Raw genomic sequence first — 16235 nt, forward strand, 5'->3', positions numbered from 1 at the left:
ATTATTGTTTTTTCAGCTTTGCTAAGGCTTCTGCAAATGGGTTATTAAATGGTTCATCATCTTGTTTGTTCTGTTGCTTTAAATATTTTTGAACATCTCGTTTAGAAACTTTACTATTTTTTTCTTTCGAACGTCGATCTTTAAAAGTAGAAAGTTTTTCTCTATGCCCACATGCACATACAAAAATTTGACCTTCTCCTTCGCCTCTTAGCTCTAAACGTTTAAAGCAATTAGGACATCTCGCGTTAGTTGACTGTGAAATTGTTTTACGATGACCACATTCCCTGTCCTGACAAACTAACATTTTTCCACGTTTACCGTTTACTTCTAACATAAGCTTTCCGCAGTCAGGACATTTAGTGCTAGTCATGTTATCATGCTTAAATTTTTGTTCAGTTTGTTTTATTTCTTTCACAGCATCTGAAGAAAAACTAATCATTTCACTCATAAATTTAGATTTAGCTAATTTACCTTTGGAGATGGCTTGAAGCTTCTGCTCCCACTCGGCTGTTAGCGCTGGTGACTTCAAGGCTTCTGGAACAAGGTTTAATAATTGTTTACCTTTATTTGTGATAAAAATATCTTTTCCCTTTTTTTCTATTAAAAAGCTACTGAAAAGCTTTTCAATAATATCCGCTCTTGTTGCAACTGTTCCCAATCCGCCTGTTTCTCCTATTGTCTTCTTTAAATCATTACTATTACCAGACATAAAATGTACTGGGTTTTCCATTGCACTTAAAAGTGTGGCCTCATTAAAGTATGCTGGTGGTTTCGTATGCCCTTTAGTTTCAATAACTTTAGCTACTTCAATACGCTCATTTTCATTAATAATTGGTAATCGTTGATCCTCTGTACTATCAAGATCGTCTTCGTCCTTAAAGACTTCTTTCCATCCCAGTGAAATAACCCTCTTACCTTTCGCAACAAATATCTCATTATCAATTTCTGCGATAACTTTTTCTTGTTCATATACATATGGAGGTAGTAAGACCGCTAAAAATCTTCTTACGATTAGATCATATATTTTAAATTCTTTTGAAGAAAGTTCACTTAATATAGGTGCCTGCTCTGTTGGTATAATCGCATGGTGATCTGAAACCTTATTGTCATCTACAAATGACTTATTTACTTTAATCGGTTGATTCGTTAACTTCATAATGATTTTTCCATAAGGTTTTATGTTACATGCAAATAAACGTTCCTTTAATGTATCAACTAGATCTGATGATAAGTATCTAGAATCAGTTCGTGGATACGTAACAACTTTATGGTGCTCATATAGCTTTTGCATGATGGATAAGGTTTCTTTAGGTGAAAAGTTAAATCTTTTATTCGCTTCTCTTTGTAGCTCAGTTAAATCATAAAGCTGCGGAGCAAAAGATTTTTTTTCAGCAGTCGAAACTTCCTTAATCTTTAGCTGTTTTCCTTTTATCGTTCCAATAATTTTTTGTAGTTCATCGGTCGTTTTAATTTTCTGGTCATTCGACTTACGATTTTGCCACGTAAAGCTAACATTATTTGCTAGTACTTGTAACCCATAATAAGTTTGTTGCTTAAATTCTTTTATTTCCTTTTCACGCTCTAAAATCATCGAAAGTGTCGGAGTTTGAACCCTACCACATGAAAGTTGAGCATTATGCTTACAAGTAAGAGCTCTTGTTGCATTAATCCCTACTATCCAATCTGCCTCAGCTCTTGCTACTGCAGAAAGATATAGATTTTCATATTCCTTTCCACTACGTAAATTTTCAAAGCCTTTTTTTACTGCCTGATCTGTTGCAGAAGAGATCCACAGTCTTTTAATTGGTTTATTAACCTTTGCCAATTGAAGTATCCATCTTGCAACAAGCTCACCTTCACGCCCTGCATCTGTTGCAATAACGATATCTGAAACATCTTTTCTTAATAATTGAGTTTTCACAGCTTGAAATTGCTTGCCTGTCTTTTTAATAACAACAAGCTTTAATTTATCAGGAATCATTGGTAAATCTTCTAAATTCCATGACTTATATTTATTATCATATCCTTCAGGATCAGCCAAAGTCACAAGATGCCCTAATGCCCAGGTCACAATATACTTTTTACCTTCTAAAAAACCATTACCTTTTTGATTGCATCCAAGCACTTTAGCTATATCTCTAGCAACTGAAGGCTTTTCCGCTAATACTACTGTTTTGCTCATATCATACTCCTTAGTTTATTTACAATTTTCTTATTAACTAACTTTAACACTAAGAACAGGGGAAAGGGAAGCGAACGGAATATAATCAAGGAAAACCTAAATTACAGGATTTGAGATTGAGAGTAAGTTATATAAATATAATATTTAAAAAATACATTAATTCTACAAAAATTTCTATTTTCTCTTTTATTCTACCTAATTTTACTATTTTCTCTGTTCCCTCTGTTTTTTCAACAAATGTTCTTTTTTTGATGAAAATTGACGTTTTATTTTACTAAGAAAACAAAGGAATTCACTCTCCATTTGGCAAATTTAGTAATTAATTCCATATATAAGGAGAGAGACAATGATTAATAAGATTGTATCTGTAATTTTAGGGGTACTTTTATTCCTATTACCCACGGCCAACGCGACTTCTTTTTCACAAGGTTTTAGTGATAATGAGTTATCAAATTATATAGATAATCTAAATTTAAACACGACTGAAGCCACATTTGGACAATCTATTGAAGTTGGATTAACGACTAAAAAACATTTCAACAATGTAACTCTCACATTTAAAAACGGGAATAATTTGACGGAAGTTTTACTAAAAAATCCTTCTTCTTCAGAACTTTACTATGCTGGAAAAATTGGGGTTACAGCTTCTTTTATAAAAGGCACTTATCAACTAAGTTCAATTACACTAGATGATCAAACTCTAACTGTTTCAGACCAGGCTATTAAATTTATGATTAAAGATTTGCCAACTCCGAAAATCAATCCAATTACTAATAAATCTACTTCCGTGACAGGAGTATTTTTAGAAAACAGCAGTGTTCAAATTCTCATCAACAATAAACTTGTAAGCACTGTACAAACGGATACAAAAGGCAATTTTCAATTCAATATTAAACCTCTAAAAGAATTTACTAAAATAAATGCAGTTGGTGTTTCAATTGGATTAAAAAGTAAAACAGCTACATCATATGTTTCAGATGTAATTGCACCTTCTATCACTTCTATACCTCCAATATCAGATCAATCTCAAAGCATATCAGGTAAATCAGAACCAAATGCTGATGTTCTCATTTATTTAAACAAGAAAGTATTAGCAAAAGGTAAAGTTAACTCGGCAGGTAAGTTTACTATTAAAATGGTGAAGCAAAAGGCAAACACAGTTCTTCAAGTTGTTGCAGTTGATAAGAGTAAAAATCAAAGTAAACCTGTTTCAATTCGTGTGTTAGATCGTACTGCACCTTCAGCACCTACAATCCAAACAGTTAAAGAAAATGCCGCTGTCATTAGTGGAAAAACAGAACCAAATGCTTCCGTTAAACTGTATCTAAACGGTAAATATACAGCTAAAATGGCTGCAACAAAGAATGGTAGTTATTCTTTTAAGGTCAGTAAATTAAAAGTATTTACTCCTATAAAAGTACAGTCAATTGACGCTGCTGGAAATCAAAGTAAGCCTTCATTCACTGAGGCAAAGAGCTCCCAACCTCTTTCAAATGGGCAGCTAATTATTGTTAATACAAAAACAAATAAACTTTCATATTATAACAAAGGAAAACTAGTAAAAACATTTAGTGTAGCAACAGGAAAAGCCTCCTCTCCTACACCTACTGGAAAGTTTAAAGTCTTAAACAAAATTAAAAATAGACCTTGGTATAAAGAAAATATTCCTGGCGGGGCTCCAAATAATCCACTAGGTAAAAGGTGGATGGGCTTAAGTATGGGTAGTTCTCCTGGAAACTCATATGGAATACACGGAAATGCTAATGAGAGCTCAATTGGTAAATCAGTTAGTCACGGCTGTATTCGAATGCATAACAGTGAGATTGAATGGTTATTCGATCAAATAAATGTTGGAACGACAGTTATTATTGCAAAATCTTCTAGTACTAATGGGCAGATTGCTCACTCATATGGAATAGCTATCGCATAAAAAGCAAACCTTTCGGGTTTGCTTTTTTTATAGTTTAATAGATTGCTCTTTCGTTTTTCTAATAGCATTCTTTTCACTTTTCACTGATAATATTTAGTAAAAAGGAAATAGTTAGAAAGGGGTAATTTTATTTTGAAGAAGTATTTACCTATACTTATTTTGTTTTTTGGTATTCTCTATATCTTTTTTATTCCTTCAGAGCCTGTAAGCATAAAAATACTATTTAAGGTAATTCCAATGGTGTTGATTATCAGTTATGCCTTTTCACAAATTCCTTATCAATCAACTAAATATCGTACCCTCATACTTTTAGGTCTTGTTTTTTGTATGATTGGAGATGGAACGTTAATATGGTTTGTTGTCGGTTTAAGTGCTTTTTTAATTGGGCACTTGTTTTACGCTGCTGGTTTTATATCTGGATGGAAATTTTCAATTTATCGCGTACTATCGATTATTCCAATTACAGTTTATGCGTTTTTTCTATGCTCTAATTTAGTAATCTCTTTAAACGAAAGTGGACAGGAGAACTTAGTTATTCCAGTAATAGCCTATTCAGTAGCAATTTCAATGATGGTATTTACTGCCATAATGACTGGAAACAAATGGGCTATTTTGGGGAGCCTATTATTTATCATTTCAGATTCTATATTATCGTGGGACCTATTTGTAAAAAGCATTAAATTTGGTCACGAGTTAATTATGATCACCTACTACTCAGCACAGTTTTTAATCGCTAAAAGCATTTTAAATAGAAAGAGAGCTGCGTAATATTTTACTTTCAATTAAAGAAAGAACTACAATATAAATGTAGCCTCTTTTCACTAAAAACAAAAAATGAAAGCGCATTACATACGGATTATAAATGTAAAAAAGGAGATTTTCATATGAAAAATGAGTTAATTAATCGTTTAATTAGTTATGCAAAAGTTGATACACAATCAAATGCAAGTAGTGAAACATGCCCTTCTACACCTGGCCAATTAACTTTGGGCCACATGCTAGTGGAAGAGTTAAACAAAATTGGTTTAGTTGACGTAACAATGGATGACAATGGTTATGTAATGGCTACACTTCCGGCAAATTCCGACAAACAAATTCCTACAATTGGGTTTTTAGCACATTTAGACACAGCGACAGACTTTACAGGAAAAAATGTTAACCCTCAGCTAGTTGAAAACTATGATGGAAATGACATTGTTTTAAATGAAAGTTTAAATGTTGTATTATCTCCAAGTCATTCACCAGAGTTAAGTAAGTATATAGGTCACACATTAATGACAACTGATGGGACAACATTACTTGGTGCAGATAATAAGGCTGGTATCGCTGAAATTATGACTGCGATGGAGTATTTAGTTCAACATCCTGAAATCAAACACGGCAAAATAAGAGTCGCATTTACACCAGATGAAGAAATCGGTAGAGGCCCACATAAATTTGATGTAAAAGCATTTGATGCTAAATATGCTTACACAATGGACGGTGGTCCACTAGGAGAGCTTCAATACGAGAGTTTTAATGCCGCAGGTGCATTGATTACAGTAAAAGGTAAAAATGTGCACCCAGGTACTGCCAAAGGTAAAATGATAAATTCTATGAAAATTGCCATGGAAATAAATAATTTATTACCTGTAGAAGAAGCGCCGGAATCAACTGAAGGTTACGAAGGCTTTTATCATCTAGTATCAATTGAAGGTGATGTAGAGTTAACAAAAATGCACTACATTATTAGAGATCATGATAAAACGAAATTTGCTAATCGAAAAGAGACATTGTCGAATATTGTAAATCAATTAAAAGAAACACATGGTGAAGACAGCATTATTTTAGAGTTAAAAGACCAGTACTATAATATGGGTGAGAAAATCTTACCTGTTAAAGAGGTTGTTGATATTGCTCACGAGGCAATGACAAACCTAGAAATTACACCAATTGTAGAACCAATTCGTGGTGGTACAGATGGTTCACAGCTTTCTTATATGGGACTACCTACTCCAAATATTTTTACCGGTGGAGAAAACTACCACGGTAAATTTGAATACATCTCAATTGACAATATGATTAAAGCAACGAATGTTATGATTGAAGTGATCAAATTATATGAAGAAAAAGCAACTTCAAAGTAAAAAAGTAGGGCTGACATATCTGTCTGCCCTTTTTTTACTTAATTTTACGAATAAACACGACTTTTAAATAGTTACCTTCTTTAAACTGTTTAGTTGTTTTAAAGTCATTAGGTAGGCTGAATTCTTCCATTAATTTATATTGCCCGCCTAATTCCTTAAACGCTGTGTCAATAAACCCCTTAAATTTATTCATTCCAAAAGTACTACAATTTGTTGAAGCAACAATTACACCATCATTTTCTGTAATCGTAATCGCTTCTTTCAACAGATTCTTGTAGTCCTTTTCGGCACTAAAGGTATGTTTTTTAGATCTTGCAAAGCTTGGTGGATCTAAAATAACCATATCAAATGAAAGGTTCTTTTTAACTGCATATTTAAAATAATGAAATACATCCTCAACGACTATACTCTCGGTAACAGGATCGATTCCATTAATTTTAAATTGTTCTTTTGTTTTTTCTAAGCTCCGATTTGCTAAGTCAACACTAGTAGTTTTACTTGCCCCTCCTACTGCTGCAAAGACAGAGAATGCACCAGTATATGAGAAAGTATTTAAAACTGTTTTCTCGTAAGCATATTTATCTCGAATTAGTTTTCTAACTTCACGTTGATCTAAAAATACGCCTACCATTGCGCCATCATTTAAATAAATAGCGAAATTAACTCCATTTTCCTTTACGATAATAGGAAATTGACCTCTTTCCCCCATCACAAAGTCATCTTCTTCAATATACTGACCTTTTGTATCAAAGCGCTTTTTCTGATAAATCCCTTTGAATTCGACAATATTCTTTATTGCTTGAATAACCCAATCTTTGAATTGATAGATTCCTTCGCTATACCAACTAATTAAATAAAATCCGTCAAAAAAATCAATTGTTAATCCACCAATCCCATCGCCTTCTCCATTAAATACTCTAAATGCTGTCGTATCAGAGCTATTATAAAAATGTTGGCGGTCTTCGATTGCTTGTTTAATTTTATCTTCAAAAAACTTAGGACCAATCTTTTCATGCTCCTTCAGGCTAAGAATCCAACCTAAACCCTTATTTTGCTTTCCATAGTAACCCTTTCCAATAAAACCATTACGTTCATCTACTAGATTAATTATTGTTCCTTCATTAATAAAATCTTTACTATTCACGATCGATTCTTTTGAAATTAGTGGATACCCGTTTCTATAATCTTTTACAAACTTTTGTTTAATTTTTAGATTCATTTCTTTATCCATAAGCCCATCCATTCATTCTCTTTTTTACTCATTATTTCCATAATCCATTAATATAGTGTGACCTGTTAGACAAAACTGCAGATTTTGGTAATAGATAATCTTTTTCTATGAAATAACCGCTGAAACCATTTCGCGCGCAATGCGCTATCAAGTCTTTTATTATAACATGACAAACAAGCAAATTACTTAATCTCTCTTTTTCTAAGCAAGAATGCTTGTAATCTTTAAATTTGATGCATAAAATAATCTCTTTCACTTAAAGGATTAGTGATTTACTCTGCTAGTTATTTTGATATTAATAATATGATTACCTTTTGATGTAGTTGTAAAAGTGGCAATACTAAAGTAAGAACCAAATTATCTAGGTCAGAACAAATTCTTGTTCCAAGTGAAAGGGAATACATTATGGAAATTATTAATGAAACTATACAAATAGAGGACTTAAAAGAGAATAAGATAATAGGGAAACCTAAACTAACAAATTCAAAAATAATATTTAGAGGAAAAGGAAATCTTCTATATTGTGATAATGAAAATGTTCATTTAGTAAATAGTAATATTGAGTTTAATGGAAATGACACAATTATTTTTCTTTGTAAAAACAGATTTAATTATATACTCAATGCAATTGTTTACAATAATTCAGTATTATATTTTGGAAGAGATAATTATTTTAACAACAAATTAAATATAATTATTTCAGAACAAAAAAATGTTATCGTAGGAGAAGGCTGTTTATTTTCATTTGACTGTTGGTTTAGAACAGCGGACCCTCATCTAATTTATGATTCTTTCACGAAGAAAAGAGTTAACCCAAGTAAAAGCATTTATATTGGCGATCATGTTTGGATTGGTCAACATGCTTTTATTTTAAAAGGAACTCAAATTGGTTCAGGCAGTATTATCGGAGGCATGTCATTAGTTAGTGGGAAAAAAATTGAATCTAATTCTTCATATGCGGGCAATCCAGCAAGAAAAATTGGCGAATCGATTTTTTATACTAGTGACAGCGTACATGCGTTTACAGAATCAGAAACACATAGTCATGATGCTTTTGAGAGTGACGAATATATTTATTCATATAATCAGACTGAGATATTCCCATTTCCTTCAATAGAAAAATCACTAACAGAATTAAAGCTGGTTTCAGAAAAACTTGATTTTATTAAAGAGAATTTGCAGATGAATCGAAACAAAAGCCGCTTTTTCATTGGAAATCCTATTGTTAAGCAGAGTTTTATAGAAAGAATTAAAAAGAATGTATATGAGTATTTAATGTCAAAGAAGTAAAGTCGCATGCTTTAGTTTAATTAGAGAAAAGTATAGATCATAATGCTCAGGAAACTCAAAATTGAAATGAAAAAACTGAGTTATTTTCTTTTGGAAATAGCTCAGTTTTATGTGGTCCTATTAACCCGTTAATCCATATTTCTTTTTACACAATTATATGGAACAATTTTTTGCCTTAAAAAAAACCCCTTAAATTCGATGTTTTCAAAACACAGGGTTTTTTCTACATCAACTTTAAGGAGTGCAGTCAAAATTGAATAAAGCTTTAAATTCATTCATTAACCTGTTGAATTCTTCTAGCAAAATCAACAAATTTGAACTTATCTGGGCGATGTCTAGATTGACCGTATTGTAATAAAGAACCATCGTCTAAATAGACAAAAGTATTTACAACTACTACCATATCATAGCCATCTAAATCTAAATATTTTTGGTCATCTTCTGTACAAGCTTGTACTACAATTTCTTTTTTTGCAAAGCCAATATTTAAGTTTAGAGTATTTTCTATATAGTCAAAAATTGACCCTTCGCAGATTGACCTTGAAAGGTTTTCTACATATGAACTATTGTAATACTCTTTGTCTAAAATTATTTTTTTCCCGTCGATTTTTCGAGCTCTAACTACTTTCCAAATCGCTGTTTGGTCATCTATTTCTAGTTGTTCTCTTATAAACTTACTAGGCCACTTCTTTTCAAGAATTTCTACAATCGTTTCTGCTTCTCTACCGATTTGATTTGATAATTCTTTAAAACTAATTAAACCTGTTACCGGGAAATTTAACTTTGCAGTGTCTAAAATAAACGAACCTTTACCTTTAACTTTATTTATATAACCGTTTTGCTCAAGCATTTGTAATGATTTTCTAATTGTATCTCTGGATACATCAAATTGCTCCATTAATGACTTTTCAGAAGGTATTTTACTACCAACAGTAAAAGCCCCTTTTTCAATCTGTTCAATTAACTTATGATAGATCGAAATATACTTTGCGTTCATTTTCATCACCTAGAAAAATTTTATTATATTCTCACATTTTTCTCAAGAAGGTAACAAATAGACTCATATGGGCGCAACGTAAATTTGGTTAAATCCTGACTAGAATCAGTATAATTTGAAATTAATATCTGCTTGTTATACTCCCCAATAGCAATATCTTCTGGTAATTTAAAAAGAGTATCTTCGCCATAAAAATTATTAACGACTAACAACATTTGATTACCCAGCTTACGAGTGTATGCAAAGATTTGTTCATGATTTAGTAATAATGAATCATACATACCTGTGGAAATAATGTCGAAATCTTTTCTTAAGCTAATTAGTTTTTTATAATGATGAAACACTGAATCTTCATCAGCTAGAGACTTTTCAACATTTATTTGTTCATAATCTTTTCCTGTTGAAATCCAAGGTGTTCCAGTTGTGAATCCTGCATGTATTGAGTCATTCCATTGCATAGGTGTACGAGAATTATCCCTTGATTTGCTCTTTAAAATGGCTAATATTTCTCTTTCTGGAACCCCATTTTCTTTTAATATTTTATAATAATTTAAGCTTTCTACATCTCTATAGTCTTCAATTTCATCAAATTTAGGATTAGGCATTCCAATTTCTTCACCTTGGAAAATATATGGAGTTCCCCTTAATAAATGCATTGAAGTAGCAAGCATCTTGGCTGATTCTTTATGATATTTTTGATCGTTTCCAATTCGTGAAACAATACGCGGTTGGTCATGGTTACACCAAAATAAGGCGTTCCATCCATTTCCTGATTGCATACCTTTTTGCCACTGATCCAGAATGGACTTAAGTGACATAAAATCAAAATCCATTAATGACCATTTTTGCCCATCTTTATAGTCGATTTTTAAATGATGAAAGCTAAAAACCATCGATAACTCATTCTCAGACGGATTTGAGTATCGAATACAATGGTCGATTGAAGTTGAAGACATTTCACCAACAGTAATGATTTCTTCCTTCTTACCAAACGTCTCATTTTTTAACTTCTTTAAAAACTCATGAATTCGAGGTCCGTCTGTATAGTATTTTCTGCCGTCACCTGTTTCGTCATCAACCATAACTTCTGGTTTTGATATCAGATTAATTACATCCAAACGAAATCCTTTTACTCCTTTATCAATCCAGAAATTAACGATATCGAATATTTCGTTTTGTACCTCATCATTTTCCCAGTTTAAATCTGGTTGGGTTTTATCAAAGAGATGCAGATAATACTCATTTGAATTTTCAACTTTTTCCCAAGTTGAACCACCAAATTTGGAGATCCAATTCGTTGGCTCTTTTCCGTCCTTTTCTTCTCTAAAAATATAATAATTTTTATATTTTTCATCTCCATCAAGGGCTTTTTTAAACCATTCATGTTTTGACGAAGTATGATTAAATACCATATCCAGCATTATTTCTATATCCCAACGCTTCGCAGCCTTCACCAATTCATCAAAATCTTCCATTGTTCCGTATGCTGGATCAATATTTCGATAGTCTGCGACATCATAACCATTATCATTTTGAGGAGATACATAAAATGGAGTAAGCCAAATGTAGTCAACACCTAATTCTTTTAAATAATCAAGCTTTTTTGTAACTCCTCTTAAGTCTCCAAAACCATCTCCATTCGAATCATAAAAAGACTTAGGATAAATTTGGTATACGACACTGTTCTTAAAATCCTTCATTTTGATAATCTCCTTGATTTATAAATAAATTCGAAAGGAAGGAAAATAAATTTCCTTCCCCTTAAATAATTATGAGTTTTTCACTAGCAGTTTTTTCTTGTTAAAGATAATCGTTAATATAAATGGGACAATGACTGCGACTAGCATAGCGATTGAAAACATACCAATATGTTTAGGCTGAATAGATAAAATTGCTGGAAGACCTCCAACACCAATTGAATTAGCCATTACACCTGTACCAACTGAAACAATAGCAGCTATACCAGAGCCAATCATGGCAGCTAAGAATGGATAAGCATACTTTAAGTTAATACCGAACATTGCTGGCTCTGTTACCCCTAAGAAACAAGAGATCGCAGCAGGAATTGATACTTGCTTTTCTTCTTCATTCTTTCTATTCAAATAAATGATTGCTAAAACAGCTGAGCCTTGTGCGATATTTGATAAAGCAATCATCGGCCACAGATTCGTTCCGTGAAGCTCACTCATTAGTTGAAGATCGATTGCGTTAGTCATATGATGCAAACCAGTTATAACTAGTGGTGCATAGAAGAATCCAAAAACTAAGGCAAATAGCCATCCAAATGAAGACGTTAATCCTGAATAAACTAAGTGTGAGATAGCTGAACCGATTTTCCATCCAATCGGACCTAATACTACATGTGCAATTAACACTGTTGGTACTAGTGCAAAGAACGGTACCACAATCATTGAAATTGCACTTGGAACGATTTTTCGAATATTTGTCTCTAAAATCGCTAAAGTGAAACCGGCTAAAATAGCTGGAATAACTTGCGCTTGATAACCAATCATATCGATTTTAGCAAAACCAAAGTCCCAAACTGGTGGTACAGCACCACCTGCTACTGCGTATGCATTTAGTAGTTGTGGTGAAACAAGTGTAATACCTAAAACAATCCCTAGAATTTGAGTCGTACCCATTTTCTTTGTAATTGACCATGTGATACCAACTGGTAAGAAATGAAAAATGGCTTCACCGATCAACCATAAAAAAGAGTGTGTACCTGCCCAAAATTGAGAGGTTTCGACAAGTGTTTTAGTACCATGATCTAGTAGTTTAATATCCCCAATTATGTTACGGAATCCTAAGATGAGACCCCCTACAACAATGGCTGGAATTAATGGTGAAAAGATTTCCGCTAAGTGAGCAAGTAGTCTTTGAATCCATGTCATATTTTGCCTTGCAGCTTTTTTAGCTTCATCTTTTGAAGTTTCCTCTACCCCAGCTAATTTTACAAATTCATTATAAAAAACAGATACTTCATTACCGATAATTACTTGAAATTGCCCGGCTTGCGTAAAAGTACCTTTAACTATTTTAATTTCTTGAATCATTTTTTCATCAGCTTTTTTAACGTCTTTCAGCACAAAACGCATTCGTGTTGCACAATGAGTTACTGTAGCGATGTTTTCTTTACCACCTATGTACTGAAGTAATTGTTTTGCTTCATCAGTAAATCGGCTCATGATATCCCCTCCTCGAGCAATCTATTATTTTTTTATATTTTTCAAATTCATCCTGTACGTACAAGATTAGTATATTCTTGTACGTACAGGATTGCAAGCGTTTTTTGTAAACGTTCTCACTTCTTATTAATTTCCATGGAAATCGCAAATCAATTTAATAGTCTAATAGCGCAAAATGAACAATTTATTTAACTAAAAATTTATACACTTTTCTCATCATCTATATATTCATAATCTAAAATCGAAAAAGTAAGCTATTTTAATTTGGAGGAATATTATGAAGCGCACTATTTTGACTTTAACTGCCTTTTTATCAATCCTACCAGTTTCAACTTCTTATGCTGCAGATCAATCATCAACAAGGGAATCTTACATCCAATCACAACTAATTAATGCAAATTCATTCATCACTGATCCAAACGTTCGACAAGAAAAATATTCTAGCATGGAAGAGTCTCCATTTTCCTTTTACCGTGCTGCTAATCCCCTTTTCTATGCAGACTTAGGAACTGGTGTGATTCCTATTCCTAGCACTTGGAAAACTACTGCAAATATTCGAACATGGATTCAGGGAGATGCCCATACACAAAACATAGGATTTTTTGATAACAGTAACGGTGAGATCGTTTTTGATTTAAATGATTCAGATGAATCCTATGTTGCACCATTTTATTGGGATCTAATCCGTTTCTCCACTAGTGTTTTCCTTATGACAAATGAGGCTTCAAGTGTCTCTTTAACCATGCAGGAAAGACGTGATTTAGTTACAAGTTTTTTAACTACTTACCAAGATACGTTGACTTCCGTAAATGGAAATAGTGGTGAGACTTCAACTCAACTAGACGAAGGGACATTAACTAGTGGATTCGTCCAAGATGAGATGCGTGATATTAAAAGTTCTGATAGTGTAACTAAGCTATTAAATAAATGGACTACTACGACTTCAGGAACTAGATTATTTAACTTTTCAAACAGTAATTTATTAGCCGTGACATCTACAGAGCGCACAAACATCATTAATAATTGGCCAAATTATAAAGCTAGTATTTCTAATTTCGTTTCGTCAAAGCCAAGTACATATTTTACAATAAAAGATCTTGCCAGGCGCCTACATTCAGGGCTAGGAAGTTTAGGAGTAGACAAGTTTTATGTATTAATTGAAGGTGATACTACATCACAAAACGATGATGTAATATTAGAAGTAAAAGAGCAACGTAATCCATCTATGTTTTTAGAAGGTAGTCTGTCTCAAAGTCAGTACAATACATGGTTCACTTCTCATGCTAATCGCTCCAAAACAGGCGAGTTAGCTAATGGTATTAAAGTTGACAATCATTTAGGGGAAGTGAGTTTTAATAACAAGTCTTACCGAGTTCAAAGAATTTCACCGTGGGATGAAACATTTGATGCATCTGATTTCAAAAGTAAATCAGATGTCCAGGACTTCTTAAAGTATTCTGCGAAAGCATTAGCCTACGCTCATGCTAGAGCTGACAAGGACTATAATTCAACATATGTAAACTACAATTTTGAGCAAGGCGTTCTAGATGCAATTAGTGCTTGGCCTCAATTTAAAACAACCGTCCTTCAACTAAGCGAAAATTACTATAATCAAGTACTAGCTGACTATACTTTATTTGAGGATTTAAGACATACTGGAAAGTTACAATAAGAAATCAGGAAGGGTTTATGCTATTTATTTTTGAACGTGCCATAAATCATTTTGAGGAATTAATCAGTAAATTATTGGTTTCTATACAAGTTTTACCACGATGAAAACGGTATGATTGCTGACCCATATGGATAAAATTTCATTTATTTAAACAAAAAACCGTTAACCTCTATCTGTTCCCAGGTAGAGCTTTAACGGTTTTTAGCTTTAATTACATAGTTTCCTCTGTAAAGTGATCAAATACGATACATCCAGCTCCTTGTGCAACGATGTTATAGGCTGTTGATGATTTAATGATTTGAACAGGACTGTTTGGATAATTTTTCAATCTTCCTTGTGCTGTTTCGCATGCTACATCAAAGAATAATGGCTTTGGAACTAATGTACCTCCACAAATTACAATATCAGGGCGTACGATATAAATAAGATTAGTCAGTCCAATTCCAAAGTAATTAGCCGCCTCTCTTATGACCTCTAAACAAAGTGGATCTTCCTTCTCTAAAGCTTCAAGAATTTGATGATAGCTAATATTTTCGACATCGTTTACTTCACCCATCAAAGAAGTAATCTCACCGCGCTTAACTCGTTTGATAACCTCTTCCCGAATTGCAGGTAAACTACTGTACGCTTGTAGACAACCATATGAACCACATGAACAAAGTTTTCCATGAACATCAACGATCATATGTCCAAAAGCATCGTCCATTTCGTTCTTATTACTTATTAATTTACCTTGTTGAATAATTCCACAACGTATTCCCATATCACTCGAAACAAAAACAATATTTTCGTTTTCTTTACTGAAATTTAGTCTGTACTCTGCTAGGGCGGCTAAATTTGTGCCGTTATTTAGTAATACTGGGCACTGATTGGCTTCTTCTAAGTGCTTAACAATATTTAAATCGTCCCATCCATCTGCTAAAAATGATCCAGATTTAATCATTACGCCCTTTTCTTGATCAATTGGGTCCAACACTCCAATACCAATACCTAATAATTGGTCTTTATTAATCTTATTTTGATCTAATAATTCACTTACACTTTTGGTTACAAAATTTAAAGTATATTCTCCAGTACTCACGTTGCTCATTTTTAATTTTTTTGATTCGACAATTGTTAGATTTAAATCAAGCAGTAGTACTGTTGTAAATAAATTCGTGATTTCGACACCGATTAAGTAGAATGCAGTTGGGTTAATCACATACATTGCTGGTCTCCTTCCACCGCTAGAAACCCCTAAACCACTGTCGTAAATAAGTCCTTCCTCTACTAATTCATCTAATAACCGAACACAAGTAGTATGCTTATACCCTGTCATTTCAGTTAATGTACTAACCTTAATTGGCCCTAATTTTCGTATTAAGCTATATAAAAGCTTTAAACTTTTGATTTTAGGCGACTGATAGCCTATAAATTGCCTGATCATTGACTCCTCCAAAACTCTATTCTTATTTCACTTCTATTCAACTTTTTATATTTTATGAATTTAGTACAGCTATTTACACACCATTTTACATCATTTTAAGTAAAATAGAATAATCTTTTTACCAAAATGGTTTTTAGTCTGTTTACAAGTAACGAGTTATCCATTAGACTTATGGTGAAAGCATTATTATTTA

11 protein-coding genes are annotated in these 16235 nt (G+C 32.8%); 5 read left to right on the forward strand and 6 right to left on the reverse strand.

Translation table 11 applies throughout. The features are described 5' to 3' along the window. Position 1: 1 nt before the first annotated feature. Entirely contained in the window at positions 2 to 2182 is a 2181-nt protein-coding gene (locus ABEY15_RS18755) for a DNA topoisomerase III (RefSeq protein ID WP_429891632.1), read from the reverse strand. A 346-nt stretch (positions 2183 to 2528) separates the two neighbouring features. On the opposite strand from ABEY15_RS18755, the gene ABEY15_RS18760 reads away from it, so the two are divergent. The 3 genes from ABEY15_RS18760 (at position 2529) to pepT (ending at position 6238) form a co-directional block, all read left to right on the forward strand. Next, the gene (locus tag ABEY15_RS18760; RefSeq protein ID WP_429891633.1) at positions 2529 to 4112 is read left to right on the forward strand and encodes an Ig-like domain-containing protein; all 1584 of its coding nucleotides are present in this window, start codon (positions 2529 to 2531) and stop codon (positions 4110 to 4112) included. A gap of 132 nt (positions 4113 to 4244) precedes the next feature. After that, positions 4245 to 4880, forward strand: a complete 636-nt coding sequence (locus tag ABEY15_RS18765) for a lysoplasmalogenase (protein ID WP_429891635.1) — start codon at positions 4245 to 4247, stop codon at positions 4878 to 4880. Between the two features lie 116 nt (positions 4881 to 4996). Further along, the gene (gene pepT, locus ABEY15_RS18770) at positions 4997 to 6238 is read left to right on the forward strand and encodes a peptidase T (RefSeq protein WP_429891636.1); all 1242 of its coding nucleotides are present in this window, start codon (positions 4997 to 4999) and stop codon (positions 6236 to 6238) included. A gap of 34 nt (positions 6239 to 6272) precedes the next feature. Here pepT and ABEY15_RS18775 read toward each other — a convergent pair whose 3' ends face one another. Then, on the reverse strand, positions 6273 to 7469 hold the full coding sequence (locus ABEY15_RS18775) for a class I SAM-dependent rRNA methyltransferase (protein ID WP_429891637.1): 1197 nt from the start codon (positions 7467 to 7469) through the stop codon (positions 6273 to 6275). A gap of 405 nt (positions 7470 to 7874) precedes the next feature. Between ABEY15_RS18775 and ABEY15_RS18780 the strand changes: the two genes are divergently transcribed. Next, positions 7875 to 8759 carry an acyltransferase gene (locus tag ABEY15_RS18780; RefSeq protein WP_429891638.1) on the forward strand — a complete coding sequence of 295 codons (885 nt, stop codon included), beginning with the start codon at positions 7875 to 7877 and terminating at the stop codon, positions 8757 to 8759. Positions 8760 to 9030: 271 nt separating this feature from the next. On the opposite strand, the gene treR is transcribed toward ABEY15_RS18780, so the two are convergent. From treR to treP, 3 genes are all read right to left on the reverse strand, one after another. Continuing rightward, on the reverse strand, positions 9031 to 9756 hold the full coding sequence (treR, locus tag ABEY15_RS18785) for a trehalose operon repressor (RefSeq protein WP_429891639.1): 726 nt from the start codon (positions 9754 to 9756) through the stop codon (positions 9031 to 9033). Positions 9757 to 9779: 23 nt separating this feature from the next. Continuing rightward, a complete protein-coding gene (treC, locus tag ABEY15_RS18790; protein ID WP_429891640.1) occupies positions 9780 to 11456 on the reverse strand; it encodes an alpha,alpha-phosphotrehalase in 1677 nt (558 codons plus the stop codon). A gap of 69 nt (positions 11457 to 11525) precedes the next feature. Beyond that, complete coding sequence (treP, locus tag ABEY15_RS18795) at positions 11526 to 12944, reverse strand: PTS system trehalose-specific EIIBC component (RefSeq protein WP_429891641.1); 1419 nt, start codon at positions 12942 to 12944, stop codon at positions 11526 to 11528. Between the two features lie 277 nt (positions 12945 to 13221). Here treP and ABEY15_RS18800 point away from each other — a divergent pair, with 277 nt between their 5' ends. Further along, a complete protein-coding gene (locus ABEY15_RS18800) occupies positions 13222 to 14616 on the forward strand; it encodes a DUF2252 family protein (RefSeq protein ID WP_429891643.1) in 1395 nt (464 codons plus the stop codon). A gap of 211 nt (positions 14617 to 14827) precedes the next feature. On the opposite strand, the gene ABEY15_RS18805 is transcribed toward ABEY15_RS18800, so the two are convergent. Further along, entirely contained in the window at positions 14828 to 16042 is a 1215-nt protein-coding gene (locus tag ABEY15_RS18805) for an ROK family protein (protein ID WP_429891644.1), read from the reverse strand. Positions 16043 to 16235 lie beyond the last annotated feature (193 nt).

The organism is Gottfriedia acidiceleris, from assembly GCF_050457485.1.
GTDB classification, from domain to species: Bacteria; Bacillota; Bacilli; order Bacillales; family Bacillaceae_G; genus Gottfriedia; species Gottfriedia acidiceleris_D.

Bases quoted from the DNA above. Each gene is read 5' to 3' on its own strand.
- ABEY15_RS18775 (WP_429891637.1), bottom strand. From the start codon at position 7,469: ATGGATAAAGAAATGAATCTAAAAATTAAACAAAAGTTTGTAAAAGAT.
- ABEY15_RS18780 (WP_429891638.1), top strand. From the start codon at position 7,875: ATGGAAATTATTAATGAAACTATACAAATAGAGGACTTAAAAGAGAAT.
- treR (WP_429891639.1), bottom strand. From the start codon at position 9,756: ATGAACGCAAAGTATATTTCGATCTATCATAAGTTAATTGAACAGATT.
- ABEY15_RS18800 (WP_429891643.1), top strand. From the start codon at position 13,222: ATGAAGCGCACTATTTTGACTTTAACTGCCTTTTTATCAATCCTACCA.
- ABEY15_RS18805 (WP_429891644.1), bottom strand. From the start codon at position 16,042: ATGATCAGGCAATTTATAGGCTATCAGTCGCCTAAAATCAAAAGTTTA.
- treP (WP_429891641.1), bottom strand. From the start codon at position 12,944: ATGAGCCGATTTACTGATGAAGCAAAACAATTACTTCAGTACATAGGT.
- ABEY15_RS18755 (WP_429891632.1), bottom strand. From the start codon at position 2,182: ATGAGCAAAACAGTAGTATTAGCGGAAAAGCCTTCAGTTGCTAGAGAT.
- pepT (WP_429891636.1), top strand. From the start codon at position 4,997: ATGAAAAATGAGTTAATTAATCGTTTAATTAGTTATGCAAAAGTTGAT.
- treC (WP_429891640.1), bottom strand. From the start codon at position 11,456: ATGAAGGATTTTAAGAACAGTGTCGTATACCAAATTTATCCTAAGTCT.
- ABEY15_RS18760 (WP_429891633.1), top strand. From the start codon at position 2,529: ATGATTAATAAGATTGTATCTGTAATTTTAGGGGTACTTTTATTCCTA.